General features: G+C 68.2%; 21 protein-coding genes. 12 read left to right on the top strand and 9 right to left on the bottom strand.

Translation table 11 applies throughout. The features are described 5' to 3' along the window. Positions 1-18 precede the first annotated feature (18 nt). The 9 genes from C7T96_RS19985 to mgrA all read left to right on the top strand — a co-directional run bounded on the left by C7T96_RS19985 (position 19) and on the right by mgrA (position 10,326). Positions 19-795 (top strand): DUF2334 domain-containing protein, encoded by a 777-nt coding sequence (locus C7T96_RS19985; protein WP_146149215.1) that lies wholly within the window; start codon positions 19-21, stop codon positions 793-795. Further along, complete coding sequence (locus C7T96_RS19980; RefSeq protein WP_106573015.1) at positions 792-2,015, top strand: lipid-A-disaccharide synthase-related protein; 1,224 nt, start codon at positions 792-794, stop codon at positions 2,013-2,015. Before C7T96_RS19985 ends, C7T96_RS19980 begins: the two co-directional genes overlap by 4 nt. Then, on the top strand, positions 2,012-3,019 hold the full coding sequence (locus C7T96_RS19975) for a glycosyltransferase (RefSeq protein ID WP_106573014.1): 1,008 nt from the start codon (positions 2,012-2,014) through the stop codon (positions 3,017-3,019). The genes C7T96_RS19980 and C7T96_RS19975 overlap by 4 nt, the downstream gene beginning before the upstream one ends. Beyond that, on the top strand, positions 3,016-3,756 hold the full coding sequence (locus C7T96_RS19970) for a hypothetical protein (RefSeq protein WP_146149214.1): 741 nt from the start codon (positions 3,016-3,018) through the stop codon (positions 3,754-3,756). The genes C7T96_RS19975 and C7T96_RS19970 overlap by 4 nt, the downstream gene beginning before the upstream one ends. Before the next feature lie 103 nt (positions 3,757-3,859). Next, entirely contained in the window at positions 3,860-5,083 is a 1,224-nt protein-coding gene (locus tag C7T96_RS19965; RefSeq protein WP_106573012.1) for a hypothetical protein, read from the top strand. Further along, positions 5,083-6,834: an ABC transporter ATP-binding protein gene (locus C7T96_RS19960; protein WP_106573011.1), complete on the top strand. Its 1,752-nt coding sequence runs from the start codon at positions 5,083-5,085 to the stop codon at positions 6,832-6,834. The genes C7T96_RS19965 and C7T96_RS19960 overlap by 1 nt, the downstream gene beginning before the upstream one ends. A 4-nt stretch (positions 6,835-6,838) precedes the next feature. Continuing rightward, complete coding sequence (locus tag C7T96_RS19955) at positions 6,839-7,789, top strand: glycosyltransferase (RefSeq protein ID WP_158264426.1); 951 nt, start codon at positions 6,839-6,841, stop codon at positions 7,787-7,789. 36 nt (positions 7,790-7,825) lie between these two features. Then, positions 7,826-9,238, top strand: coding sequence for an NADP-dependent phosphogluconate dehydrogenase (gndA, locus tag C7T96_RS19950; RefSeq protein WP_106573009.1), 1,413 nt, complete (start codon positions 7,826-7,828; stop codon positions 9,236-9,238). 41 nt (positions 9,239-9,279) lie between these two features. Next, positions 9,280-10,326, top strand: a complete 1,047-nt coding sequence (gene mgrA / locus C7T96_RS19945; RefSeq protein ID WP_106573008.1) for an L-glyceraldehyde 3-phosphate reductase — start codon at positions 9,280-9,282, stop codon at positions 10,324-10,326. A gap of 98 nt (positions 10,327-10,424) precedes the next feature. Here the strand turns inward: mgrA and C7T96_RS19940 are convergent, their stop codons facing one another. The 7 genes from C7T96_RS19940 to hutI form a co-directional block, all read right to left on the bottom strand. Continuing rightward, positions 10,425-11,972 carry a TRAP transporter large permease subunit gene (locus C7T96_RS19940; protein ID WP_106573007.1) on the bottom strand — a complete coding sequence of 516 codons (1,548 nt, stop codon included), beginning with the start codon at positions 11,970-11,972 and terminating at the stop codon, positions 10,425-10,427. Beyond that, complete coding sequence (locus C7T96_RS19935) at positions 11,969-12,472, bottom strand: TRAP transporter small permease subunit (RefSeq protein ID WP_106573006.1); 504 nt, start codon at positions 12,470-12,472, stop codon at positions 11,969-11,971. Before C7T96_RS19935 ends, C7T96_RS19940 begins: the two co-directional genes overlap by 4 nt. Positions 12,473-12,530: 58 nt before the next feature. Then, positions 12,531-13,622, bottom strand: coding sequence for a TRAP transporter substrate-binding protein (locus C7T96_RS19930; protein WP_106573005.1), 1,092 nt, complete (start codon positions 13,620-13,622; stop codon positions 12,531-12,533). An 87-nt stretch (positions 13,623-13,709) separates the two neighbouring features. Then, complete coding sequence (gene hutU, locus C7T96_RS19925) at positions 13,710-15,383, bottom strand: urocanate hydratase (RefSeq protein WP_106573004.1); 1,674 nt, start codon at positions 15,381-15,383, stop codon at positions 13,710-13,712. Then, entirely contained in the window at positions 15,380-16,192 is an 813-nt protein-coding gene (gene hutG, locus C7T96_RS19920) for an N-formylglutamate deformylase (protein ID WP_106573003.1), read from the bottom strand. Before hutG ends, hutU begins: the two co-directional genes overlap by 4 nt. After that, positions 16,189-17,724 carry a histidine ammonia-lyase gene (gene hutH, locus C7T96_RS19915; protein ID WP_106573002.1) on the bottom strand — a complete coding sequence of 512 codons (1,536 nt, stop codon included), beginning with the start codon at positions 17,722-17,724 and terminating at the stop codon, positions 16,189-16,191. The genes hutG and hutH overlap by 4 nt, the downstream gene beginning before the upstream one ends. A 2-nt stretch (positions 17,725-17,726) precedes the next feature. Beyond that, positions 17,727-18,935 carry an imidazolonepropionase gene (gene hutI / locus C7T96_RS19910; protein WP_106573001.1) on the bottom strand — a complete coding sequence of 403 codons (1,209 nt, stop codon included), beginning with the start codon at positions 18,933-18,935 and terminating at the stop codon, positions 17,727-17,729. A gap of 80 nt (positions 18,936-19,015) precedes the next feature. On the opposite strand from hutI, the gene C7T96_RS19905 reads away from it, so the two are divergent. The 3 genes from C7T96_RS19905 to hemA all read left to right on the top strand — a co-directional run bounded on the left by C7T96_RS19905 (position 19,016) and on the right by hemA (position 22,567). Beyond that, positions 19,016-20,386, top strand: coding sequence for a formimidoylglutamate deiminase (locus C7T96_RS19905; RefSeq protein ID WP_106573000.1), 1,371 nt, complete (start codon positions 19,016-19,018; stop codon positions 20,384-20,386). After that, positions 20,383-21,084 carry a GntR family transcriptional regulator gene (locus C7T96_RS19900; protein WP_106572999.1) on the top strand — a complete coding sequence of 234 codons (702 nt, stop codon included), beginning with the start codon at positions 20,383-20,385 and terminating at the stop codon, positions 21,082-21,084. Before C7T96_RS19905 ends, C7T96_RS19900 begins: the two co-directional genes overlap by 4 nt. 268 nt (positions 21,085-21,352) lie before the next feature. Beyond that, positions 21,353-22,567 carry a 5-aminolevulinate synthase gene (gene hemA / locus C7T96_RS19895; RefSeq protein ID WP_106572998.1) on the top strand — a complete coding sequence of 405 codons (1,215 nt, stop codon included), beginning with the start codon at positions 21,353-21,355 and terminating at the stop codon, positions 22,565-22,567. An 89-nt stretch (positions 22,568-22,656) separates the two neighbouring features. Here hemA and C7T96_RS19890 read toward each other — a convergent pair whose 3' ends face one another. Next, positions 22,657-23,775 carry an acyltransferase gene (locus C7T96_RS19890; RefSeq protein WP_106572997.1) on the bottom strand — a complete coding sequence of 373 codons (1,119 nt, stop codon included), beginning with the start codon at positions 23,773-23,775 and terminating at the stop codon, positions 22,657-22,659. Positions 23,776-24,101: 326 nt separating this feature from the next. Then, on the bottom strand, positions 24,102-26,018 hold the full coding sequence (gene dnaK, locus C7T96_RS19885; protein ID WP_106572996.1) for a molecular chaperone DnaK: 1,917 nt from the start codon (positions 26,016-26,018) through the stop codon (positions 24,102-24,104). Positions 26,019-26,185 lie beyond the last annotated feature (167 nt).

The raw sequence follows: 26,185 nt of genomic DNA, 5'->3' as shown, positions 1-26,185 counted from the left end.
TCGGTGTCGGAACCGCGCTTGAAGCCAGACGGTTGGTCCCGGTTCTACATACCGGAGGTTCACGACGTCCATCCGGGTATGGAGGCGTCGCTCGAAGGGCTTCTCGCCCTGTTGTCGCCCGCCGCCCGGGACCGTGCCGCCCTGCTGGTCGTGCCGAATTGGCAGGGGCGGGAACCGCTCGAGCGAGACGGCGCGCTCGTCGCGCGCCTGCGGGCCCATCGCGGCGAAAAGGTTTTGCATGGCTGGACCCATTCGCTCGGCCCCGAGTTCTGGAACTGGCTGGTTTACGGCCACGACAACCGCTCCGAATTTGCCCGGCTCGGCGGCGACGAGGCGCTCGACCGGCTGCGCAAGGGCCGGGCGACGCTGGTCGAGACGCTTGGCGCGGCGCCGCGCTGGTTCTGCGCGCCGCGCTGGCAGCAGGCGCCGGCGGTCGCCGCCGCGCTCGGCCGGGTCGGGATAGCGCATCACCAGACGGCACGCGGATTGATGCATGACGGCGGTTTCGTGCCCTGTCCGGCGTTGAATTTCGACGAGGGCGAGCGCCGCCTCAAGGCGGCCCTCGCCGGCCTGGCCCGCCGGCCGGCCACAGCCAGGCTGCTGCGCACGCAGACCCCGTTCCGCTTGGCGCTGCATCCCGCCGACGCGGTCCGCCCCGCGATCCGGGCCGAGATCGAAACGCTCCTGCGCAGGCTCGACGATGATGGCTGGCGCCCGCTCGGTCTCGGCGAGGCGGCCGCGCGCTGGAAGTGCACGCGCGCCTCCGCTGCGCCCGGCGAGGCGGGGCCGCCATGAAGGACGTGCTGTTTCTCGGCAACGGTCACGGCGAGGATACGATCGCCGTCAAGGTGTTGCGTGCGCTGCGCGCGCAGGCCGGGCCGGAGGCGCTCTCCGTCGAGGCCTGGCCGATGGTCGGCACAGGGGCGGCGTACCGCAAGGCCGGCGTCCCGGTGGTCGGCGCGCTCAACACGCTGCCCAGCGAGGGGTTCGCCACGCTCGACTGGTCGATGATGTGGCGCGACCTGCAGGCCGGTTGGATCGCGACCCACTGGCGCCAGGTCCGCGCCGCGCGCGCCATGGCCGGCCGTTACCGCATGATGGTGGCGGTCGGCGACATCGTGCCGATCGCCGCCGCCGTTCTGGCGCGTACCCCGTTCTATTTTGTCGGTTCGGCCAAATCCTCCTATTATGACGCCCTGCACGGCTATACCGGCCTGGAAAAGAGGCTTTTGAGACGGCATTGCCTGATGACCTTCCCGCGCGACGCCTTTACGGTGAGCGAGCTGGAGCGTGCGCATGTGCCGACGCTCTATCTCGGCAATCCGATGATGGACGAGCTCGACGCGAGCGGGCGCGGTCTGGGTGTCGCCGACAAAACGACGGTCGTCGCCATGCTGCCCGGGTCGCGTGCCGACGCGGGCGATAACCTGCTCGCCCTTCTGCAGGCGGCCGCGTCGGTTGAGCCCGGTGCGGCGCCGTTATGCTTCGCCTTCGCGCTTCATCCCGACGCCGACCTCGAGGCGATCCGGCGGATGATCGCCGAGGACCCGCGCGCGGCCGCATGGCGGCCGTATGCCGACGTCCCTCAAGGCGGGTCGGCGCCGATCTTTTATCGCGGACCCGCGGCGTCTTCCGCCTTGCTGGCAACCGACGCGTTCGCCGACATCCTGCACAGGGCGACGTTGGCCGTCGGCATGGCGGGCACCGCCAACGAACAGGCGATCGGGCTCGGCCTGCCGCTGATCACGGTGCCCGGATCCGGCTCGCAGGGCGAAAAATACGTGCGCATGAAGATGGAGTATTTCGGCCCGGCCGCCATCGCCGTGGCGCGCCGGCCGGAGGCGATCGCCGGCGCGGTGTCGCGCCTGCTCGCCGATCCGCAGGCGCGGGCGCGCATGCAGGCGGCCGGCCGCGAGCGCATGGGCGAACCCGGCGCCAGCCGCGCCATTGCCGGCCACATCCTGCACGGGCTCGTCCGTGCCGGGTCGGAAGACGCGTCGGGGGCGGCGGCATGAGCCCGCGCTTTTCGGTCGTCGTCACCGCGCACAATGAAGGCGACGCCATCGCCGCCTGCCTGCGCGCGCTCGCCTGCCAGGACGCCCTTGCCGATGGGGGTTTCGAAATCGTCCTGGTCGACGACCGCAGCACCGATGGCACGGCGGAGATCGCGCGTGCCTGCGCCGTCGAGGGGCTGCGTCTCATCCGCATCGACGAGGCGGCCGCCTCGTCCTTGACCGCGCGCCAGCATGCGCTCGATGTGGGGTTTCGCGCCGCCCGCGGGCAGATCGTGCTGGTGATCGACGCCGACGCGCTGGTCGAGCCGGACTGGCTGAGGCGCATCACCGCCCCGATCCGCGACGGCCGGGCCGACGCGGTGGCGGGGCGGGTGCGGTTTCGCGGCGGCGGCGCGCTTGCGGCCTGGCAAACCGTCGACGCCGCCTTTTATCTCGGTGTGTGCCGGCTCCTGTCCGGGCTCGGCGTCGATCGCGGCGCCTTGTTCGGCAATTTCTGCGTCTTGCGCACGGCCTACCAGGCCGTCGGCGGCTTTGCCGCGATCGGGCCGACACTGACCGAAGACCTCGCCTTTGCGCGTGCGCTCGCCAGGGCGGGTTACCGGATCGACTATGACGACGCGACGGTGAACGTGCGCGCTGCTCCAGACTGGCAAAGCCTGATCGCGCGCGCCAAGCGCGTCGGCTCCGGCCCGGTCGCGCCGCTTTCGGTGGCGCTTGCCGCCTGGATGGCGCTGCTGCCGCTCCTCGCCATTGCCGCGCTCGCCGGCGGATCGGCGGCGCTCTGGGCCGCCTTCGCGGTGCGTTATCTTGCCGGTGCCGCCTTCGTCGCCGCCAACCTTCTCGCCGGCGGGCTCCGCCGGCTTTTGCCGTTGGCGCTTTTCTACGAGCCGTTGGCGATCGCGATCGGGCTGCGCGTGCTTGCCGCCGTCGCGGTCGATCCGCGCGTGGCATGGGGCGGGAAGATCTATCGCCAGCGCGGCAAAGGTCCGGTGAAAGCGCCATGAACCCCGCGCGATCGAGAACGGGAACCGTGCGCCCCTACGAACCGCGCGATCGCGCGGCGGTGCGCGCCATCTGCTGCAAGACCGCCTACCGCAATCTCGGCGCGCGGGCCGTGTTCGAGGATGAGGAGCTTTTCGCCGACTATTGGTGCAAATACTACACCGACTACGAACCCGAATCCTGCCTCGTCGTGGAGGAGGACGGCGCGGTCGTCGGCTATCTGTTCGGCTGCGTCGACGCGCGGCGTCACGTCAGGCTGATGTCGAGGCGCATCATGCCGCCGCTGGTCGCCAAGATGCTGTGGCGGCTTGCGACCGGCCGTTACCGCGAGCCCGTGACACGGCGCACCATACGCTATTTGCTGTTTCGCTCCTGGAAGGAAGCCCCGCCCGTGCCGGTCGAGCGGTTTCCGGCCCATTATCATTGCAACCTTTTGCGCAAGGCGCATGGCGGCCGCTATTATTCCACGATGGCGGTCATCTTCCTCGACCGCCTGAAGGCGTTGGGGGTTGCCGGTCTGCACGGCCAGGTCGAGGAGCCGACAAGCGGGGGGGCGTGGCAGCACATGGTCAACAGCTACAAGCGCGACGACCTGATGGACTATTACGCCGAGCGCCCGTCCAGCTTCCATCGCAGGGTGCGCGGCGTCGAAAAGCCGATGGTCAATCGCGTTTGGGGCATCAAGCTGGAAACCTACCGGATGTGGCTCTTGTGGATCGCGCGCGACTTCCGTATCTGACGGGCGGGGGCGGAAATGTGGACGCGGCATGTCCCGCGGCGCGTCTTTTCCTCCCGTCAGGACCGCGTCCCGAAACTTCGGTTGCTGCCGAAAAGGGGAATTGATGGGGTCTCGCGCTCGGGCGGAGATCGTTTTCACGGTAAACGGACCGGGCGAGGTGTCCGGCTGGCTCTATCCGCTCGCCTCCGCGCTCAAGGACATCGCCCCCGATGTCAGGATCACGGCCGCCGTCGTTCCGTGCGTGTTTTCCAGCGGATCCGAAAGCGACGTCATCCGCCAGTTTTCCTTTGTCGACGGTCACTGCACGATCGCGGCGTCGAAAGCCCTGATCACCCGCAACCGCACGCCGCCCGGCATTGCGCGCGACCTGCCGGGCCTGGTCTTCCATCTCGGCGGCGACCGCTATCTCACCTGGCTGATCGCCAAGCGGCTCGGCCGTCCCTGCTATGCCTATCTCGAGGCGCGCTCGGCCCTGGAGTGGCGTTTCGAGCGGATCTTCTATTCCGGCCTTGCCGGCCACGAAAACGGTGCGTCGTCGCCGAAAGAGACCGCGGTCGGCGAATTGATGGTCGACGCGGCCAGGCTGCGCTGTCCGCACCGTGCGGCCCATGGCCAGGACAAGACCGTGATCGCGCTTTATCCCGGCAGCCGCGACTATATCGCCAAATACATCCTTCCCTTCTACGGCGCCGTCGCCGACCTGGTGTCGCGCGAGCGCCCGGATATCGAATGGGTGCTGGCGAAGTCGGACTATCTGTCGCTGGATTTCCTGGCGCGGCTTCCCGACATCGATGACGGGCGCCCGCTCGACGCGGTCGGGCTCGACTGGCAAAAGGACGGCGACGGCGCGCGCCTTCTCACGCCCGGCGGCAACGCCATCAACATCGTCCGGCCGGCCGACGCGGCCGCGCGCGCGCGGCTGGCGCTGACCCTGCCCGGCTCCAACACGGCCGAGCTGGCCGCGCTCGGGCTGCCGATGCTGGTGACGCTGCCGACCTATTGGGCCGAAACCAGTCCGATGCCCGGACTTGCCGGCCATATCGGCCGGCTTCCGCTGGCCGGAAAATACATCAAGCGCGCGCTCGGCCATGCCTATCTGCGCACCCTGTCCTTCACCGCCCATCCCAATCGGCGCGCGGGCAGGATGGTGACGCCGGAAATCGTCGGCCGGCTGACCGCGGCCCAGGTCGCCGTCGCCATGCTCGACATGCTTGGCGGCGATCTCGCCGCGATCGAAACCGCGCTGCGCGCCGCCATGGGCGAGCCCGGCGCCGCCCGCCGCATCGCCGAGGCGCTGGTGGCCGATCTCGCCGCACAGGCGGCCTGATGGCGGTCGGGCGGCACCTGGCCTGGCTTGCCGGCGAGCTGTGGCGCCGTCGCGGCGAATTCGTCGCCGCCCTGATCGCGACCGCGGTCTCGGCCGGCCTTTATCTGTTGATGCCGGGCTGGGCGGCGACGCTCGTGCGGTCGGTGTTCCCGGCCGGCGAAACCGCGGCGCTGGCATGGCACCTGGCGCTCGGCCTGGCGATTTTCGGCGCCGCCTCGGCGTTCACCTTCGCCCGGGTCTACCTGATGACGCGGCTGAGCCAGCGCATCACCGCCGCCGTGCGCCTGCGCATCTTCGGCGACATTCTGGCGACCGCGCCCCGCAACCTGCACGCGCTGCGCGGCGGCGAGCTGGTGTCGAGCTTCTCCAACGATCTGCAGGTTTTCCAGCACGCCATGACCCGGGTGGTCGCATCGCTGATTCCGGCGATCATCCTCGTGGTCTGCTTTTCCGTGGCGATGGCCTGGACCAACTGGCAGCTTTTCCTCTGCGCGATCGTGCTCGTCAGCCCGCTCGCCTGGATCACCTCGCGCTTCGGCCGCACGCTGCATGCCAAGGCCCATCTGTCGCAGCGGCGGCTGGCGACCCTGGTCGGACGCTTCGAGGAAACGGTGCGCGGCGCCAAGGAGCTCAAATCCTACTGTCTGGAAGACCAGTCGATCCGCCAGTTCGAGCTACTCAACCGCGACGCCCTCGCCGTCCAGATCGAGCGCGACATGATGGAATCGCTGCATCCCGCGGCGGTCGCCATGGCGGCCGCGCTCGGCGTGTCGGCGATGCTGTTCGTCAGCGCCTTCATGCTGTCGCGCGACTTGATCTCGCTCGAGGACCTGACCGCCTTCCTGGTCATTGTCGGGCTGGCCTACCCGTCCCTGCAGGAGGGCAGCCACTCGATCGGCCAGCTTATCCAGCTTTTCGCCGTGCTCGAGCGCTTCGAGGTCATCATGGGCCTGCCGCGCGAGGCCGACGGCACCGCGCCGCCGGCCGCCGCGCCGCTGCGCGGGGCGATCCGCTTCGACAAGGTGCGCTTTCTCCACCAGCCGGGCGGCTTCGCCTTCGAGGATTTCGACCTGACCATTCCGGCCGGCCAGCGCGTCGCCATCGTCGGGCCGAGCGGCGCCGGCAAGTCGACCCTGCTCGACCTTCTGCCGCGCTTTCTGGCGCCCGAGGCCGGGCGGGTGCTGATCGACGGCACCGACGTCGCCGCCATGCGGCTGGCCGAGCTGCGCGCGTCGATCGGCATCGTCTTCCAGGAGCCGGCGATCTTCGAGACCAGCCTGATCGACAATATCCGTCTCGGCGACCCGCACGCGCCGATGGACAGGGTCATGGAGGCCGCGCGGTCGGCCCATGTCGACGAGTTCGCCCAACGCCTGCCGGGCGGCTACGACGCCCCCGTCGCCGTACGCGGTCTCAACCTGTCGCTCGGTCAAAGGCAGCGCATCGCGATCGCCCGCGCCTTCCTGAAGGACCCGCCGATCCTGATGCTCGACGAGCCGACCTCGGCGCTCGACACCGTGTCCGAGCAGCTCGTGCGCGATGCGATCGAGCGCGTCTCGGCCGGGCGCACGACGCTGATCGTGGCGCACAGGATCAGCACCGTGCGCGGCGTCGACAGGATCGTCGTGCTCGACCGCGGCCGGATCGTCGAGGACGGCGACCACGAAACGCTGTTCCGGCGCGACGGGCTCTATCGCCGGCTCTACCGGGAGCAGATGCGCGATGTCGAGCCCGGCCCGGCGGCGGGGTGAGACCGTGGCCGGGACCCCGATCCTCAGCGTCGTCGTGCCGACCCGCAACCGCGCGGACATGCTGCGCTTGTCCCTGCCGCGCCTGTTCGCGCAGACGCTCGGTCCCCACGCCTATGAGGTGATCGTGGTCGACGATGCGTCGGACGACGACACCCAGGCCGTCCTGCGTGGCTTCGCCCGCGACAATCTGGTCGCCACCCGCCTCGCCGTCCACGGCGCGGCCGCCGCCGCGCGCAACCGCGCGCTCGAGCTGGCCCGCGGCGACACGCTCGTCTTCCTCGACGACGACTGCCTGGTCGAGCCGGATTTTCTGCAACGCCACGCCGCCGCCCAGGCGCGCTGGCCGGGTTCTGCCGTCACCGGTCCGATCGTGGAGGTCGTGGAGCCGCCGGCCGCGCCGGCGCCGCCGCGCGGCCGCTTCGCGGGCTGGCACCGCAATCCGTTTCCCACCGGCAACGTATCGGTGGCCCGGGCCGCGATCCTGGCCGCCGGCGGTTTCGACGAGGAGTTTACCGCCTATGGCTGGGAAGATCCCGAAATGTTCGAACGGCTGGCCTTGCGCGGCCTGAAGCGGCGGTATTGCGCGGCCGTGCCGGTGTTTCACTACAAGCCGGCCGTGACGCGGCGCGCCTTTTTCGACCGGATCCGGCTCGAGCGCGATCGCGGGGCGATGGGGGCGCTGTTTTATGCCAAGCATCCCCGGTTTTCCGTCGGCTGGCAGACCAAGCAGCTTGGCGCGATCCGGCTTCTCGATCGCCTGGTCAACCGACTCGCCGATCTCGACGGGCGGCTTGCCGCCGCCGCCGAGACGGGGCGCGAACCGGACTCGGCCTGGCTGCGGCTGCTCTTGGTCAACCATGCCGAGATCGACGCCGGCCGGCGCATGTGGGCACGGCTCGGGCCCGAAAAACGCGCCGCCTTGCGCGCGGCGGCCTTGCGGCGCACGGCGAACTAGTTAGTGAATAGGCGCGCAACCTTGGAAGGGAACGGCATGCGCACGGCGGAAATCGGATTGATCGGACTTGGCGTGATGGGCTCCAACCTGGCGCTCAACATCGCCGAGAAGGGCCACCGGATCGCGGTGTGGAACCGGACCACCGAAACCACGCACCGCTTCGTCGAGCAGGCAGGCGCGCTCGGCGCCATGATCGTGCCCTGCGACACGCTTGCCGAGCTGGCGGCCGCCATCCGGCCGCCGCGGCCGGTCATCCTGATGGTGCCGGCCGGCGCCGTCGTCGACGAGCAGGTCCACGCGCTCCGGCCGCTGCTGTCGGCCGACGACATCCTGATCGACGCCGGCAACGCCAATTTCCGCGACACGATGCGCCGCTTCGACGAACTCGACGGCAGCGGCATCGCCTTCATCGGCATGGGGGTCTCGGGCGGCGAGGACGGCGCGCGCAACGGTCCATCGATCATGGTCGGCGGCGCGCCGTCGTCCTGGCTGCGCGTCAAGGACGTGCTGGTCGCCATCGCCGCGCGCTACCGCGACGAGCCCTGCGTGGCCCATTTGGGGCCGGATGGCGCCGGTCATTTCGTCAAGACGATCCACAATGGCATCGAATATGCCGACATGCAGATGATCGCCGAGGTCTACGGCCTGCTGCGCGACGGTGCCGGCCTCGAGACCGGGGAGATGGCGCGGCTGTTCGAAACCTGGAATGGCGGCCGGCTGGAATCCTATCTGGTCGAGATCACCGCCAGCGTGCTGGCGGCCGGCGATTCCGAAACCGGCGCCCCGGTCGTCGATGTCATCCTCGACCGCGCCGGCCAGAAGGGCACCGGCCGCTGGGCGGCGATCGAGGCGCAGAACATGGCGGTGCCGGCCACCGCGATCGAGGCCGCCGTCGCCGCCCGCAGCCTGTCGGCGATGAAGGACGAACGCGTCGCCGCCGAAGCCCTTTACGGCGCGCCGGTCACGGCGTTTTCGAAAGCCGAAAAGCGCGCGGTGATCGACGATCTCGAAAGCGCCCTTTATGCCGGCAAGATCGCGGCCTACGCGCAGGGCTTCGCGGTGATGGAAGCCGCCTCGCGGGAATTCGCCTGGGGTCTGCCGCTGGCGACGGTGGCGCGTATCTGGCGGGCGGGCTGCATTATCCGCTCGCAGTTCCTCGACGACATCGCCCGCGCCTATGACGAGGAGGCGCCGGCCAACCTGCTGGCCGCCCCGCGCTTCGTGACGGCGATGCAGGACGCGCATCCGGCCCTGCGCCGCACGGTGACCAGGGCGGCCGCGGCCGGCATTCCCGTGCCGGCGCTTTCGGCCGCGCTTGCCTATTTCGACACCTACAGGACCGCGCGCGGCACGGCCAATCTGATCCAGGCCCAGCGCGACTATTTCGGCGCGCACGGGTTTGAGCGGATCGACGCCGGCGGCACCCATCACGGCCCCTGGTCGGGGTGACGACAACGGCGCGGCGCGCCCGCGCGGAAAGGAAAACCCCGATGGGATGGCAGCCGGCCGACAACCGCTACGAGCGCATGCACTACCGGCGTTGCGGCCGTTCCGGGCTGAAACTGCCGGCCGTCTCGCTCGGCCTGTGGCAAAATTTCGGCGACGACACCCCGCATGGGGTCAAGCGGGCCATCTGCCGCAAGGCGTTCGATCTCGGCATCACCCATTTCGATCTCGCCAACAATTACGGCCCGCCGCCCGGCGCGGCGGAAGCCGCCTTCGGCGCAATTCTGCGCAGCGATTTTTCCGGGTTTCGCGATCAGTTGATCGTGTCGACCAAGGCCGGTTACGACATGTGGCCGGGGCCCTATGGCGAATGGGGCAGCCGCAAATATCTGCTTGCCTCGCTCGACCAGAGCCTCAAGCGGCTCGGGCTCGACTATATCGACATTTTCTACGCGCATCGCTTCGATCCCGACACGCCGCTGGAGGAGACGATGATGGCGCTCGACCGGGCGGTGCGCTCGGGCAAGGCGCTTTACGCCGGCATCTCCTCCTACAATGCGCGCCGCACGCGCGAGGCGTCCGCGATCCTGCGCGAGCTCGGCACGCCCTGCCTGATCCACCAGCCGAGCTATTCGATGATCAACCGCTGGGTCGAGGAGGACGGTCTGCTCGACACGCTCGACGAGCTCGGCATCGGGTCTATCGTGTTCTCGCCGCTGGCGCAGGGCATGCTGACGGCGAAATATCTTGGCGGCATCCCCGACGAAAGCCGGGCCGCGCGCGGCAAGTCGCTGCGGCCGTCCTTCCTCTCCGACGCGACGCTCGCCAACATTCGCGCGCTCAACGCCATCGCCGAACGGCGCGGCCAGACGCTGGCGCAAATGGCGTTGAGCTGGGTGCTGCGCGGCGGCCGCGTCACCTCGGCGCTGATCGGGGCCAGCCGGCCCGAGCAGGTCGAGGACTGCGTCGGCGCCCTGGAAAATCCCGATTTCACCGACGCCGAACTGGCCGAGATCGACCGCTACGCCCGGGACGCCAACGTCAATCTTTGGGCGGCGTCGGCCGAGTGCGAGGGGCCGGCGCGCAAATAGAGCGTTTCCAGGCGAAGTGGATACCGGTTCGCCGCTCGCAAACGCGTTAAGACAATAAGGTGGAACCGGCCTGCGATCCCGTGAGTGGCAGGACGGCTCTAAAAGATCGCCGCCGGCAGCCAGGTGGCGATTGCTGGCATCAGCCAGATGATGGCCATGCCGACCAGTTGCAGCGCGATGAAGGGCGCGACGCCGGCATAGATGTGCCCGGTGGTGATCTCCGGCGGCGCCGCCCCGCGCAGGTAAAACAGCGAAAAGCCGAAGGGCGGCGTCAGGAACGACGTCTGCAGATTGATGGCGAGCAGGATTGCCAGCCACACCGGGTCGTGGCCCATCAGGATCAAGACCGGCACGATCAGCGGCAACAGGATGACGGTGATCTCGACGAAATCGAGGAAGAAGCCGAGCACGAACACCAGCGCCATGCAGAAGATCAGCGCCCCGGTCGGGCCGCCGGGCATGGCGGTGAGGATCTGTTCGATGCGCTCCTCGCCGCCGAGCCCGACGAAGACCAGCGAAAAGATGCTGGCCGTCAGAATGGTGGCGAAGATCATCGCGGTGACCGTCATGGTCGCGGTGAGCGCCGGCTTGAGCATGCCCGAACGCGCCATGTGGGCGAGCGAGGCCAGGATCGCGGCGACGCCGGCGAGCGCCAGGCCGGCATAAAGCGCGCCCTGGACCCAGCCGATAAGCGTGACGTCGCTGCGTTGCAGGCGAACCGGCGCCAGCCCGGCCGCCACGGCCAGCAGCAGCAGCGCCGCCGCGCCGAGCAGGATCAGGCCCTTCGGCACGCCGTTGCGGTAGCCGGCCATCAGCACCGCGCCGACCGCGCCGACGGAGGCGGCCTCCGACGGGGTGGCGACGCCGCCGAGAATCGCGCCCAGCACGGCGACGATCAACAGGATCGGCGGGACGATCGCGCCGACGATGGCGCCGAGATCCGGACGAGGGTCGGACGTATCGGCCGGCGGCGCGTCGGCGGGCACGAGGAAGGCGCGCGCCAGCACGTAGACGATATAGATGCCGACCAGCGTCAGGCCGGGCAGCAGCGCGGCGGCGAAGGTCTGGCCGACCGAGATCGTCTCGACCGTGAACTTGCCCTGTTCGAACTGCGCCTGCTGATAGGCGTTCGACATCACGTCGGACAGGATGATCAACAGCGTGGAGGGCGGGATGATCTGGCCGAGCGTGCCGGCGGTACAGACCACGCCGGAGGCGAGCCGCGGGTCGTAGCCGTTGCGGAGCATGGTCGGCAGCGCGATCATGCCCATGGCGATCACCGTCGCGCCGACGATGCCGGTCGAGGCGGCAAGCAGCGCGCCGACCAGCACGACCGAAACGCCGAGCCCGCCGCGCAGGCCGCCGAACAGCCGGCCCATGGTTTCCAGCAGTTCCTCCGCCACCCGGCTGCGCTCCAGCACCACGCCCATCAGCACGAACAGCGGGATGGCGATCAGCACGTCATTGGTGAGCACGCCGAAGACGCGCTGGCCGAGCGCGCCGAGCAGCGCGATATCCATCATGCCGGCGGCCCAGCCCAGGAAGGCGAACACGGTCGCCACCCCGGCGATCGAAAACGAGACCGGGAAGCCGAGCAGGATGCAGCCGATCAGGCCGGCGAACATCAACAAATCGAGCGGCATCATGCGGCCGTCTCGCGCAGGCGGACGAGGTCGCGCAGCAGGCAGGCGACGGATTGGACGATGAGCAGCACGCAGAAGCCCGGAATCAGCGATTTCAGCAGGAAGGAGGCCGGGATGCCGCCGACCGAGATCGGGCCTTCCAGGATCGACCAGGAATTGCGCACCGACGGCCACGACCAGACCAGGAGCACCGTCATCGACGGGATCAGCAGGGCGAGATGGCCGAATAGGTCGATCGCCGATTGCCGCCGCCGGCCGGCCTTGGCATAGAAGATGTCGACGCGCACGTGACCGTCGACCAGAAGCGTATAGCCGGCGCCGAGCATGAACAGCGTCGCGTGCAGGTAAAGCACGCTTTCATTGAGCGCGATGAAGCTGATGCCGAAGACGTAACGCAAAAGCACGATCCCGAACTGCACCAGCACCATCAGGATCGCGCACCAGCGCACCAGATTGCCGACATTCCGGTTCACGCCGTCGAGCCAGTCGGCAAGCGCGGTCATGCTGCCCCCCCCCTTGTCTGAAAAGGTCCGCCGGCGGTGTGGCGCCGGCGGAGCCCGGTCAGTATGTGTAGTCGAGCGCGCGGGCGTTCATCTGCCCGTTATCGGCATAGACCATATAGTCGGCCACCGAACTGCGATAGGCCAGGAAGCTCTCGACGATGCGCTTGACCAGCTCGTCGTCGTCCTCGCGCAGATCGGCGATCACCTCGCCGGCGGCGTTGCCCAGCGCCACGAGAACCTCTTCGGGCAGCTTCTTGACCTGCACGCCCTCCTCGGCGACCAGCTTCTGCAGGGCCAGCGCGTGCTTGGTGGTGTATTCGGTCCACACCGGATTGTAGAGGCTCTCGCAGGCAAGCGCGACGGCGGCCTTGAGATCGTCGGGCAGGTCCTCGAAGACCTTGGCGTTGACCACGCATTCCTCCGCCGAGGACGGCTCGCCGACGCCCGGCCAGTAATAGTTCTTGGCGACCTGATGGAAGCCGAGCGCGCTGTCCGACCACGGGCCGATGAATTCGCCGGCGTCGAGCGCGCCCGATTGCAGCGCCTGGAACATGTCGCGTCCGCCCATCGCCTGCACCGCCATGCCGATCTTGGCGCACATTTCCGAGGCCAGGCCGGTGGTGCGGAACCGCAGGCCCTTGAGGTCGTCGACCGAGTTGATCTCGCCGCGGAACCAGCCTTGCCATTGCGGGCCGGAATTGCCGCACAGGAACGGTTTCAGTCCGAACCGGGCATAGATCTCGTCGTAGAGCGCCTGACCGCCGCCATGGGCGAGCCAGCCGAACTGCTCGTCGGCCCTCAGGCCGAACGGCTGCGAGCCGAACAACAGGATGCCCTTGGACTTCGACCCCCAGTAGGAGGGAACCGCATGGTAGAGTTCGGCCGTGCCTTCCGAGACCGCGTCGAAGACGCCGTTGCCCGGCACCAGCTCGCCGGCGGCGTAGAGCTTGACCTCGATGCGCCCGCCCGACAGCGTGGTGATGCGGTCGGCCAGCATCTGCGCGGCCACGCCCGGCCCGGGCAGGTTCTTCGGCCAGGCGGTGACCATCTTCCATTCGCGCTTGTCCTGCGCGATGGCCGGGGTGGCCAAAGCCGCGCCGGCCGCCACGCCGCCAAGCGCGGTTTTTGTCAAAAACTCTCTGCGTTTCATCTTTTTTCTCCCTCTTTTTCGACTGAATTTCCCAGATTCCGCCCGCAATCCGAGCTTTTTCATGCATTTTTGCGACCGCGAACGGCGCTAATTCCCAAGAATCGCCGGCAGTCTCAGGCCCTTTTCCCGCGCCCAGTCGAGCGCGATGTCGTAGCCGGCATCGGCATGGCGCATGACCCCGGTCGCCGGGTCGTTCCACAAGACGCGCTCCAGCCGGCGCGCCGCCGCCGCGCTGCCGTCGGCGCAGATCACCATGCCGGCATGCTGCGAAAAGCCCATGCCGACGCCGCCACCATGATGCAGCGACACCCAGGTCGCGCCCGAGGCGCAGTTCAAAAGCGCGTTGAGCAGCGGCCAGTCGGACACCGCGTCCGAACCGTCCTTCATCGCCTCGGTCTCGCGGTTGGGCGAGGCGACCGAGCCCGAATCGAGATGGTCGCGGCCGATCACCACCGGCGCCTTCAATTCGCCCTTGGCGACCATCTCGTTGAAGGCGAGGCCGAGCCGGTGGCGGTCGCCGAGCCCGACCCAGCAGATGCGCGCCGGCAGGCCCTGGAAGGCGATGCGATCGCGCGCCATGTCGAGCCAGCGATGCAGGTGCTCGTTGTCGGGCAGGAGTTCCCTCACCTTCTCGTCGGTGCGGTAGATGTCTTCCGGGTCGCCCGAGAGCGCGGCCCAGCGGAACGGGCCGACGCCGCGGCAAAACAAAGGCCTGATATAGGCCGGCACGAAGCCGGGAAAGGCGAAGGCGTTTTCAAGCCCTTCTTCCAGCGCCACCTGACGGATATTGTTGCCGTAGTCGAGCGTGGGCACGCCCTGGTTCCAGAAGGCGACCATCGCCTCGACATGCTCGCGCATCGAGGCGCGGGCGGCCTTTTCCACCGCTTGCGGGTCGCTTTCGCGCTTGGCGCGCCACTCGGCCAGCGACCAGCCTTTCGGCAAATAGCCGTTGACCGGGTCGTGCGCCGAGGTCTGGTCGGTGACCATGTCCGGCCGCACGCCGCGCCGTACCAGTTCCGGCACGATCTCGGCGGCGTTGCCGAGCAGGCCGACCGATTTGGCCTCGCCGGCCCGGGTCCAACGGTCGATCATCGCCAGCGCCTCGTCGAGCGAGGTCGCCTTTTCGTCGACATAACGGGTGCGGATGCGGAAATCGATGCGGCTCTCGTCGCATTCGACCGCCAGGCAGCAGGCGCCGGCCATCACCGCCGCCAGCGGCTGGGCGCCGCCCATGCCGCCGAGGCCGGCGGTCAGGATCCACTTGCCCGTCAGATCGCCGTCATAATGCTGGCGCCCGGCCTCCACGAAGGTCTCGTAGGTGCCCTGCACGATGCCCTGCGAGCCGATATAGATCCAGGACCCGGCCGTCATCTGGCCGTACATCATCAGCCCCTTGCGATCGAGCTCGTTGAAATGGCTCCAGTCGGCCCAGTGCGGGACGAGGTTGGAATTGGCGATCAGCACCCGCGGCGCGTCGGCATGGGTGCGGAAGACGCCGACCGGCTTGCCCGACTGCACGAGCAGGGTCTCGTCGTCGGCGAGCGTCTTCAAGGTGGCCGCGATGCGGTCGAAATCATCCCAGGTGCGCGCGGCGCGGCCGATGCCGCCATAGACGACCAGCTCGTTGGGGTTCTCGGCCACGTCCGGGTCGAGATTGTTCATCAGCATCCTGAGCGGCGCTTCCGTCTGCCAGCTCAGGGCGTTGAGTTCGGAGCCGCGCGGGCTGCGCACGTCGCGAATATTATGGCGGGGATTGCTCATGGCCGGTCTCCGGGCGTCAGGGACGACGCGATCGCCTCGATGCGCGTCAGGATTTTTGCGAGATGGGCCCGCAGCCGCTCGGCCTTTTGGGGATCATAGTCGAAGGGCGGGTCTTCCGAGGCCAGGTGCGAGGCCTGCGTCAGTTCCATCTGGATCGCGTGCACCTTGTCGGCGGGCTTTCCGTAGTGACGTGTCGTCCAGCCGCCGCGGAAGCGGCCGTTGACGACGTGGCTGTAGCCGTCGGCGGCCGCGCAGAGATCGGCGACGGCGGTTTCGAACGCGGGCGCGCAGGTTCGGCCGTTATCGGTGCCGATGTTGAAGTCGGGCAGGCGGCCCTCGAACAGGAACGGGCAGACGGAGCGGATCGAGTGGCAGTCATAAAGCACCGCGACGCCGTGCAGCGCCCTGACACGCGCGATCTCGGCCGCAAGCGCGGCGTGATAGGGCCGGTGAAACGCGTCGAGCCTTTCGGCCACGTCCGCGTCGGTCGGCGCCGCGCCGTCGCGCCAGATCGGCCGGTCGTCGAAATCGGTTACCGGCACCAGCCCGGTCGTGTTCTGACCGGGATAGAGGCTTTTGCCGGACGGGTCGCGATTGGCGTCGATCACGTAGCGGTGGAAGGTCGCGCGCACGGTGGTGACGCCGGGCAGGAGGCCGTCATAGAGCCGGTCGACGTGCCAGTCGGTGTCGGTCAGAAGCCTGCCTTGTGCGTTCAGCCGCTCGAAAATTTCGGCCGGCAGAAAAGTGCCCGTATGCGGCAGGCCGAGGATGACGGGCGAGGTGCCCTGGCGCACGTCGACCGGGGTCATGGGGCCGGCTCCAGCTTTGGCAGGATGCCGGCGCTGACGCTGGCGTTGAGCGCGCCGGAACGCACCAGCCCGCTCGCCGCCTCCAGCTCGTCGGCCATGAAGCGGTCGACCTCCAGCGTCGGCACGACGCCGCGGATCGTTTCCAGGGCGCGCATCAGTTCCGGGCCGGTCTTCAGCGGCGCGCGCAACTCGACGCCCTGGGCCGCCGTCACCGCCTCGATGCCGACGATGCCGGCCAGGTTGTCGCTCATGGCGAGCAGGCGCCGCGCACCGTGGCAGGCCATGGAGACGTGGTCTTCCTGATTGGCCGAGGTCGGCGTCGAATCGACCGAGGCCGGATGCGCCATCTGCTTGTTTTCCGACATCAGCGCCGCGGACGTCACCTCGGCGATCATCAGGCCCGAGTTCAGCCCCGGTTTCTTCGCCAGGAAGGCCGGCAGGCCGAAAGACAGCGCCGGATCGACCAGCAACGCTATGCGGCGCTGGGCGATCGCGCCGATCTCGCAAATCGCGAGCGCGATCTGGTCGGCGGCGAAGGCCACCGGCTCGGCGTGGAAATTCCCGCCCGAGACGACGTCGTCCGACAGCACCAGCGGGTTGTCGGTGACGGCGTTGGCCTCGATCTCCAGCGTCCGCGCCGCCATGCGCAGCAGGTCGAGACAGGCGCCGTCGACTTGCGGCTGGCAGCGGATGCAATAGGGGTCCTGCACGCGCTGGTCGCCCTCGATATGACTGTCGCGGATCTCCGACCCGGCCAGCAGGGCGCGCAGCGCGGCGGCGGTGTCGATCTGACCCCGATGGCCGCGCAGGGTGTGGATTTCCGGGTGGAACGGCGCGGTCGAGCCCATGGCGGCGTCCGTCGACAGCGCGCCGGTGATCAGCGCCGCGCGCGCCGCCCTGTGCGCGCGGAACAGGCCGGCGAGCGCCAGCGCGGTCGACACCTGGGTGCCGTTGATCAGCGCCAGCCCTTCCTTGGCCGCGAGCACGATCGGTTCGAGACCCGCCTTGTCGAGCGCGTCGGCGGCCGGCATGCGCTGGCCCTCGAACACCGCCTCGCCCTCGCCGATCATCGCCGCCGTCATATGGGCGAGCGGCGCCAGGTCGCCCGACGCGCCGACCGAGCCCTTTTCCGGAATCACCGGCAGGACGTTGCGCGCCAGCATCGCCTCGATCAGCGCCACGGTTTCCGGCCGCACGCCCGACGCGCCGCGCCCGAGCGAGATCAGTTTCAATGCCATCACCAGCCGAACGATATCGCCGGCGAGCGGCGCGCCGACGCCGCAGCAATGCGACAGGATCAGATTGCGCTGCAGCGTCGCCACGTCGTCCGCAGGAATGCGCACGCTGGCGAGCTTGCCGAAGCCGGTATTGATGCCGTAGACGGCCGCGTCGCCGCCGACGATGGCGGCGATGCGCGCGGCGGCGCCAGCGATGGCGGGGCGGAACCGGTCGTCGAGCATGACGGCATCGTTGCCGCGGTAGACGGTTTCCAGCGTTGCGAGCGGTACGGCGCCGGGATGCAGCACGATCATCGTCAGTCTTTCGCCTCCACGATGCGGCGGTAAAGCGGATTGTCGCCGATTCGATAGGCGAGCTCGGCCGGGTGCTCGACGTCCCAGATCGCCAGTTCGGCCCGCTTGCCGGGCGCGATCGTGCCGATCTCGCCGTCGAGCCCGAGTGCCAGCGCGGCCTCGCGCGTCGCGCCGGCAAGCGCCTCTTCCGGCGTCAGGCGAAACAAGGTGCAGGCCATGTTGATCGCCAGCAGCAGCGAGGTCATCGGCGAGGAGCCCGGATTGCAGTCGGTGGCGACCGCGATCGGCACCCCGGCCGCGCGCAGCGCCTCGACCGGCGGCCGTTGCGTTTCGCGCAGGAAATAAAACGCGCCCGGCAAAAGCACGGCGACGCTGCCGGCTTTCGCCATCGCGGCGATGCCGTCGGCGGAAAGATATTCGAGATGGTCGGCCGACAGCGCGCCATAGGACGCCGCCAGGCCGGCGCCGCCCAGGTCCGACAATTGCTCGGCGTGCAGCTTGACCGGCAGGCCGAGCGCCTTGGCGCTGTCGAAGACGCGCGCGATCTGGGCCGGCGAAAAGGCGATACCCTCGCAGAACCCGTCGACCGCGTCGGCCAGCCCCTCGGCCCGCGCCGCCTCCAGGCCCGGGATCGCGACCTCGTCGATATAGGCGTCGGCGCGGTCCTTGTATTCGGGCGGCACGGCATGCGCGCCGAGATAGCTGGTGCGCACGCGCACCGGCCGCAGTCTTTCGAGCCGGCGCGCCGCGCGCAGCATTTTCAGCTCGTCGGCGACGGTCAGGCCGTAACCCGACTTGACCTCGACGGTCGCCACGCCTTCGCCGATCAGCCGGTCGAGCCGCGGCAACGCTGCTTCGACCAGCGCGTCTTCGCTGAGCGCGCGCGTGGCCGAGACGGTGGAGACGATGCCGCCGCCGGCGCGCGCGACCTCCTCGTAGCTCGCCCCTTCCAGCCGCAGCTCGAATTCGCGGGCGCGATTGCCGCCGAAAACCAGATGGGTGTGGCAGTCGACCAGGGCCGGGGTCGCCAGCCGCCCGCCAAAGCTCTGCGACGGGGCGTCGGCCCAGCCGGCGGGCTGGGCGTCGGCCGGGGCCACCCAGGCGATGCGCCCGGCCTCGACGCCGATCGCGCCGCGCTCGATCAGCCCGTAGGGAACACCGTCCGCCTCAAGCGTGGCGATACGCAGGTCGGAAAGGATCTTGCGCGTCATCGATGGGTCGATTTCCGGTTTTCAAATCCAAGAATAACGCTATTATGTCTAGACATAATGAGTCAATTGGAAAGAATGCGATGTCGTCGATTTTTGCGCGCGAAGCGCTGACCCGGGCCGGATGGCAGGCGAATGTCCTGGTCGAGATCGACGCCGACGGCCGCATCGCGGCCGTGCGCGCCGACGCGACGCCGGCGGCAGACAGCCACAATGTGGCCGTGCTCCTGCCGGCGCCGTCCAACCTGCACAGCCATACCTTCCAGCGCGCCATGGCGGGGCTGGCGGAGGCGCGCGGGCCGGCCGCGCGCGACAGCTTCTGGACCTGGCGCGAGATCATGTATCGCTTTCTCGACGTGCTTGAGCCCGACGAGATCGAGGCCGTTGCCGCGCTCGCCTTCATGGAGATGCAGGAGGCCGGCTTCGCCGCCGTGGCGGAGTTCCATTATCTGCACCACCAGCCCGGCGGCGCCGCCTATGCCGATCCCGGCGAGCTTGGCGCCCGCATCGCCGCCGCCGCGGCCGAAACCGGCATCGGGCTCACTTTGCTGCCGGTGCACTACGCCCAGGGCGGCGTGGACGGGCGGCCGCTTGCGGGCGGCCAGTTGCGGTTCGGCAACGATCTCGACCGGTATCTGGAGCTGGTTGCGCGCGCCGAAGCGACGATCAAGGCGCTGCCCGGCGATGCCGGTTGGGGATATGCGCCGCACTCGCTGCGCGCCGTCGGCGCCGCCGACCTCGAACGGCTGGCGGGAATCCGCGGCGACCGCCCGTTCCACATGCACATCGCCGAGCAGGAACAGGAAATCGACGAAATGCTGGCGGTTCATGGCGCGCGGCCGGTCGAATGGCTGCTCGACACGGTCGCGGTCGACCGGCGCTGGTGCCTGATCCATTGTACGCACATGAGCGAAAAGGAGACGGCCGGGCTTGCCGCCGCCGAGGCCACGGCGGGATTGTGTCCGGTCACCGAGGGCAATCTCGGCGACGGTATTTTCGACGGCGCGCGCTTTCGTGTCGCCGGCGGCGTGTTCGGCATCGGTTCCGATTCCAACATCCGCATCGGCGTCGCCGGGGAGTTGCGCCAGCTCGAATATTCGCAGCGGCTGCGCGACCGGCTGCGCGTCGTGCTGGCCGACGCCGGAGAATCGAGCGGCCGGGTGCTCTACCGGACCGCGCTGAAGGGCGGCGCGCGCGCGCTCGGCCGCGACAGCGGCGCGCTCGCGCCGGGAGGGTGGGCCGACCTGGTCGCGCTCGATCCGGCCCGTTCCGCGCTCTACGGTCTCGCCGGCGACCGCCTGCTCGACGGCTGGATCTTCGCCGGCGGCAACGAGACCGTCACCGATCTGTGGTCGGCAGGCCGCCACGCGGTTCGCGACGGGCGGCATCGCGGCCGCGACGCGATCGTGCGGCGCTATGCAAGCTGCATGGAATCGGTCATGGCACGGCTATGACGACCGATCGGCGCACCACCTTCCGCGACATCAAATCCGAGCTGGAACGCCGGATCGCCCGCCGGCAATGGCCGCCCGGCGCCACGATCCCCGGCGAGGAGGCGCTGGCGGCCGAGTTCGGCGTCGCCCGCGCCACCGTCAACCGCGCGGTGCAGGAACTCGCCCGGTCCGGCCTCGTCGAGCGCAAGCGCAAATCCGGCACGCGGGTCGCGCTTTATCCGGTGCGCGAGGCGCGGCTTTCGATCCCGCTGGTGCGCAAGGAGATCGAGGCCAAGGGCGCCGTCTACGCCTATTCGCGGCTGAGCCGCGCCGTTGTCGCCGCCCCCGATTTCCTGCGCGCGCGGCTCGCCCTGCCGGCTTCGGCCAAAGTGCTGCATCTGCGCTGCCTGCATCTGGCCGACCGGGCGCCGTTCCAGTTCGAGGAGCGCTGGATCAATCTCGATGCGGTGCCGGAAGCCCGCCACGAGGCTTTCGAAGAGATCGGGCCGAACGAATGGCTGGTCGAAAACGCGCCGTTCTCGCGCGCCGAGTTCGCCTTTCGCGCCGCGCGCGCCGGCCGCGACGAGGCCGCGCTGCTGCAGGTGGTCGAGGGCGAAGCCGTGTTCGTGGCCGAGCGCATGACCTGGCTTGCCGACAAGCCGATCACCTTCGTGCGCATGGTCCACCCGCCCGGCCACCGCATGGTGACGGAAATCTGAGCCTCTCGGCCTCGCCCCGCAGGGCTGTCGCCGGGCCGCTGCGGCTCGAAACCGGGGCCGCCGGTTTCGGCGTCGTGCCGGCGCCGCGCTTGCGCCAGATCAAGGCGCCGCCGCGGCAACCGGGCCAAGGGGGGACGAGCCCCCGCGGCACGCGGGGCTGGACCGCCTGCATTGAAATATGCAAATCTTTGAATGGAACGTTTTGCCGCGTCTTCGAGGGAAGACAAAAACCGTCCGGCAGGTTAGAAAAGTTCCAAGGAGAACACGGATGGACTTCGAAGCCTTTTTTGCCACGAAGCTTGACGGCCTTCGCGACGAGGGCCGCTATCGCGTTTTCGCGGAACTGGAGCGGCATGCGGGCTCGTTTCCGCGCGCGACGCGCTTTGTCGGCGACGAAACCCGCGAGGTCACCGTATGGTGCTCGAACGACTATCTCGGCATGGGCCAGCACCCCAAGGTGATCGCGGCCATGCACGAGGCGCTCGATCGCTGCGGCGCCGGCGCCGGCGGCACGCGCAACATTTCCGGCACCAATCACTACCACGTGTTGCTGGAGCGCGAGCTGGCCGATCTGCACGGCAAGGAATCGGCGCTGATCTTCACCTCCGGCTATGTCTCCAACTGGACGACGCTGTCGACGCTGGGCGCCAACATTCCCGGCTGCGTGATCGTGTCGGACGAGGGCAACCACGCCTCGATGATCGAGGGCATTCGTCATTCCCGGGCCGAAAAGCGCGTCTGGAAGCACAATGACGTGCGCGATCTCGACCGCATCCTGTCGGAATACGGGCCCGACCGGCCGAAGATCGTCGCCTTCGAGAGCGTCTATTCGATGGACGGCGACATCGCGCCGATCCGCGAAATCCTCGACGTCGCCGAAAAGCACGGCGCCATGACCTATCTCGACGAGGTGCACGCGGTCGGCCTCTACGGCCCGCGCGGCGGCGGCGTTGCCGAGCGCGAGGGGCTGATGGACCGCCTCACCATCATCGAAGGCACGCTCGGCAAGGCGTTTGGCGTCGTCGGCGGCTACATCACCGGTTCGACGGCGCTGTGCGACTTCGTGCGCTCCTTCGCCTCCGGCTTCATCTTCACCACCGCCCTGCCGCCGCACGTGGCCGCCGGCGCGCTGACCTCGATTCGCCATTTGAAGTCGAGCCAGCTCGAGCGCGCCCGTCATCAGGACCGCGTGGCCAAGGTGCGCGCCCGCCTGGAGGCGATCGGCATCCCGACCATGCCCAATCCGAGCCATATCGTGCCGGTGATGGTGGGCGATGCCGCCAAGTGCAAGTGGATCTCGGACCTGTTGCTCGACAATCACGGCATCTACGTCCAGCCGATCAACTACCCGACCGTGCCGCGCAAGACCGAGCGGCTGCGCATCACGCCGTCGCCGCTGCATACCGACGCCGACATCGATCATCTGGTGCAGGCGCTCTCGGAACTGTGGTCGCAATGCGCGCTGGCCCGCGCCGTGGCCTGACGCCGCGGCGCCCGTTCCCGACCGCCCCGCGAGACCGTCCAGGCCCGGGCGTCTTCAGCGAAGGGTGACGCTCCTCGAAGCGAACCGCGCTAGCGGCCGACCCGGTTCGCCGGCGCCGCGACGATCTCGGCCGGCCGCGGGCGCGGCTTTGCCCCCAGCAGCCGCCCCATGATCCAGTCTCCCGCGCGGCGCTCGAAATAACGGTGGGACACCATGGCGACGCCGATCACCACAAGGGCGGGCACGAACCAGTAGGTATAGAAGCTGATCACGCCGAGCGGCTCGAGCAGCTTGCGCCAGACGATGGCCAGGAACACGCTCTCGATGACCGGGTGGATCAGGTAGATGCCGAGCGACACCTTACCGAGCGGGTGCAGGAAGGCGAGGTAGAGCGAGGAGTCGGGCCGGTTGCGTTCGGCGAGCGCGGCGCAGTACATGGCCAGGCCGAGCAGCAGCACGATCACGTAGGAATATTGATTGGTCGCCATCGCCGCGATCGCCAGCGCGAAGACGATCCAGGCCGGCGCGTGGCTTTCAAGGCGCCATCGGCTGTCGCGCACCGCCATCGCCACGAAGGCGCCGAGCGCGAAATCGGCGAAGGCGCGATAGGCGCCCCAGGTATTGGCTTCCAGCCAGCTCGCGAACGGGATGATCCTGGCCGCCACGGCGACTTCCAGCGCCAGGATGCACAGCGCCGCCAGCGCCGCCAGCCCGGTCTTGCCGCCGACCCGGTAGGCCAGGATGATCAGCGGCAGGAGCAGATAGCAGAACCATTCCGCCGACATCGACCAGGCGACATAGTTGAAGGTCAGCGTGTCGGTCAGGCCCCAGGCCTGCAGCAGCAGCAGATTGGCCGGCAAGGCCGACCAGGCATAGCGGCCCGGATCGCCGGTCTGCACGAAGCCGAAATCGATCGCCAGCGCGACGACGCAGAAAAACAAAAGCGTAACCAGGTAGAGCGGGTAGAAGCGCGCGATGCGCCGCAGCAAGTAACGGGCAAAACTTCCGCGCTCCTTCAAGAGCCTGTCGCCGTAACGCTCCATGATCAGGAAGCCGGAGATCATGAAGAACATCTCCATCAGCGGCATCAGCCGGTAGAGCGCCGCGCTGGCTTCCTCGTGACCCGGCGGCGCATAGCGCAGGAAATGCCACATCATGATGGTCAGTGCGGCGGTGAGCCGCCAGGTTTCGAAGATGCGGTAATGCATGCAACATCTGCCGGCTTCATCAAGAAATTCCAGCCGACAATGACATTAAATACTTCAGAAAAACCTAATGATTGGATCGGGGCGTACGACTTGTTTTTGTAAAGCTTACGTAGTCATGTACAGGTTCTGTGCGCCTCGGGTGTGCTGGGTTGTGGGCCTCCGTCCCCGACGCGTTTCCCGTGACCGGGCATCGCCGCCGCCCGGCGTCCGGTGGCCGTCCGCGCAACAAAAAACCCTCACCCGCGGCCCGGCCGCGAATGAGGGTTGGTCATCTGCCTGCGAACCCGGCGCCGTGCGCCGGGCCTTCAGTCGAACGAAGGGGCCGCTCAGGCGGACTTCTTCTTGTCGTCGTCGTCGATCTCCTCGAAATCGGCATCGACGACGTCCTCGCCGCTCTTTTCGGCGTCGGCCTGGGCATCGCTTTCCGCCGCCTCGGCCTGCGAGGCCTCGTACATGGCCTGACCGAGCTTCATCGAGGCTTCGGCGAGCGCGTTGGTCTTGGTCTTGATGTCCTCGACATCGTCGCCTTCGACCGCGGTCTTGAGCGCGGCGATCGCCTCGGAGATCGCGTTGCGATCGTCCTCGGAGACCTTTTCGCCGTACTCGGCCAGCGACTTCTCCGAGGAATGAACCAGGGCCTCGGCCTGGTTCTTGGCCTCGACCGCCTCGCGGCGCTGCTTGTCGCCCTCGGCATTGGTCTCGGCGTCCTTGACCATCTTCTCGATCTCGTCGTCGCTCAAGCCGCCCGACGCCTGGATGCGGATCTGGTGCTCCTTGCCGGTGCCCTTGTCCTTGGCCGAGACGTTGACGATGCCGTTGGCGTCGATGTCGAACGTGACCTCGATCTGCGGCACGCCGCGCGGCGCGGGCGGAATGCCGACCAGGTCGAACTGGCCGAGCATCTTGTTGTCGGCCGCCATTTCACGTTCGCCCTGGAAGACCCGGATCGTGACCGCGGACTGGTTGTCCTCGGCGGTCGAGAAGACCTGGCCCTTCTTGGTCGGGATCGTGGTGTTGCGGTCGATCAGACGGGTGAACACGCCACCCAGCGTCTCGATGCCGAGCGACAGCGGCGTCACGTCGAGCAGCAGCACGTCCTTGACGTCGCCCTGCAGAACGCCGGCCTGAATGGCCGCGCCCATGGCGACCACCTCGTCGGGGTTCACGCCCTTGTGCGGCTCCTTGCCGAAGAACTGCTTGACCGCCTCCTGGATCTTGGGCATGCGCGTCATGCCGCCCACCAGCACCACCTCGTCGATCTCGCCGGCCTGCACGCCGGCGTCCTTCAACGCCGCCTTGCACGGGTTGATGGTGCGGCTGACCAGATCCTCGACCAGGCTTTCGAACTTCGCCCGGGTGAGTTTCATCGTCAAATGTTTGGGGCCGGACTGGTCGGCGGTGATGAAGGGCAGGTTGATTTCGGTCTGCGATGTCGCCGACAGCTCGATCTTGGCCTTCTCGGCGGCTTCCTTCAGCCGCTGCAGGGCGAGCTTGTCGTTCTTCAGATCGATGCCCTGTTCCTTCTTGAATTCCTCGGCGAGGTAATTGACCAGACGCATGTCGAAGTCTTCGCCACCCAGGAAGGTGTCGCCATTGGTCGACTTCACCTCGAACACGCCGTCGCCGATCTCCAGGATCGAGATGTCGAACGTGCCGCCGCCGAGGTCGTAGACGGCGATCGTGCCGGACTTCTTCTTGTCGAGCCCGTAGGCGAGCGCGGCCGCGGTCGGCTCGTTGATGATGCGCAGCACCTCAAGCCCGGCGATCTTGCCGGCGTCCTTGGTGGCCTGACGCTGGGCGTCGTTGAAATAGGCCGGAACGGTGATGACGGCCTTCTCGACCTTCTCGCCGAGATAGCTTTCCGCCGTCTCCTTCATCTTCTGCAGGACCATCGCGGAAATCTGCGAGGGCGAATATTTCTTGTCCTGAACCTCGACCCACGCATCGCCATTGTCGGCCTTGCTGATCTTGTAGGGAACGAGCTTCTTGTCCTTGTCGGTCACCGGGTCGTCGTAGCGCCGTCCGATCAGGCGCTTGACCGCGAAAATCGTGCCTTCCGGATTGGTCACGGCCTGCCGCTTGGCAGGCTGGCCGACGAGGCGCTCGTCACCGTCGGAAAAAGCCACGATCGACGGCGTCGTGCGCGCGCCTTCGGCGTTTTCGACGACCTTCGGTTCCTTGCCGTCCATGACCGCGACACACGAGTTCGTGGTTCCCAGGTCGATACCAATTACTTTTGCCATTCTTCTTCTCCGCTAAGCAGGCTGCCAAGGACCCATTGCGGCGTTCGGCGCGGCAGCCCCTGTTCACAAGAAAGCGCCCCACAGCTTCCCGAGGGAATGCGCGTGCAGCGTTGCGGCGTATATAAGAACAGCGATTTCGGGGCGCAAGCGTCGTGCGGCGCCGTTTG

The organism is Nitratireductor sp. StC3 (genome assembly GCF_003015025.1).
GTDB lineage: Bacteria > Pseudomonadota > Alphaproteobacteria > Rhizobiales > Rhizobiaceae > Mangrovimarina > Mangrovimarina alexandrii.
This window is presented reverse-complemented; position numbering and strand designations above follow the sequence as displayed.

Bases quoted from the DNA above. Each gene is read 5' to 3' on its own strand.
- C7T96_RS19980 (WP_106573015.1), top strand. From the start codon at position 792: ATGAAGGACGTGCTGTTTCTCGGCAACGGTCACGGCGAGGATACGATC.
- C7T96_RS19975 (WP_106573014.1), top strand. From the start codon at position 2,012: ATGAGCCCGCGCTTTTCGGTCGTCGTCACCGCGCACAATGAAGGCGAC.
- C7T96_RS19970 (WP_146149214.1), top strand. From the start codon at position 3,016: ATGAACCCCGCGCGATCGAGAACGGGAACCGTGCGCCCCTACGAACCG.
- C7T96_RS19965 (WP_106573012.1), top strand. From the start codon at position 3,860: ATGGGGTCTCGCGCTCGGGCGGAGATCGTTTTCACGGTAAACGGACCG.
- C7T96_RS19960 (WP_106573011.1), top strand. From the start codon at position 5,083: ATGGCGGTCGGGCGGCACCTGGCCTGGCTTGCCGGCGAGCTGTGGCGC.
- gndA (WP_106573009.1), top strand. From the start codon at position 7,826: ATGCGCACGGCGGAAATCGGATTGATCGGACTTGGCGTGATGGGCTCC.
- mgrA (WP_106573008.1), top strand. From the start codon at position 9,280: ATGGGATGGCAGCCGGCCGACAACCGCTACGAGCGCATGCACTACCGG.
- C7T96_RS19940 (WP_106573007.1), bottom strand. From the start codon at position 11,972: ATGATGCCGCTCGATTTGTTGATGTTCGCCGGCCTGATCGGCTGCATC.
- C7T96_RS19935 (WP_106573006.1), bottom strand. From the start codon at position 12,472: ATGACCGCGCTTGCCGACTGGCTCGACGGCGTGAACCGGAATGTCGGC.
- C7T96_RS19930 (WP_106573005.1), bottom strand. From the start codon at position 13,622: ATGAAACGCAGAGAGTTTTTGACAAAAACCGCGCTTGGCGGCGTGGCG.
- hutU (WP_106573004.1), bottom strand. From the start codon at position 15,383: ATGAGCAATCCCCGCCATAATATTCGCGACGTGCGCAGCCCGCGCGGC.
- hutG (WP_106573003.1), bottom strand. From the start codon at position 16,192: ATGACCCCGGTCGACGTGCGCCAGGGCACCTCGCCCGTCATCCTCGGC.
- hutH (WP_106573002.1), bottom strand. From the start codon at position 17,724: ATGATCGTGCTGCATCCCGGCGCCGTACCGCTCGCAACGCTGGAAACC.
- hutI (WP_106573001.1), bottom strand. From the start codon at position 18,935: ATGACGCGCAAGATCCTTTCCGACCTGCGTATCGCCACGCTTGAGGCG.
- C7T96_RS19905 (WP_106573000.1), top strand. From the start codon at position 19,016: ATGTCGTCGATTTTTGCGCGCGAAGCGCTGACCCGGGCCGGATGGCAG.
- C7T96_RS19900 (WP_106572999.1), top strand. From the start codon at position 20,383: ATGACGACCGATCGGCGCACCACCTTCCGCGACATCAAATCCGAGCTG.
- hemA (WP_106572998.1), top strand. From the start codon at position 21,353: ATGGACTTCGAAGCCTTTTTTGCCACGAAGCTTGACGGCCTTCGCGAC.
- C7T96_RS19890 (WP_106572997.1), bottom strand. From the start codon at position 23,775: ATGCATTACCGCATCTTCGAAACCTGGCGGCTCACCGCCGCACTGACC.
- dnaK (WP_106572996.1), bottom strand. From the start codon at position 26,018: ATGGCAAAAGTAATTGGTATCGACCTGGGAACCACGAACTCGTGTGTC.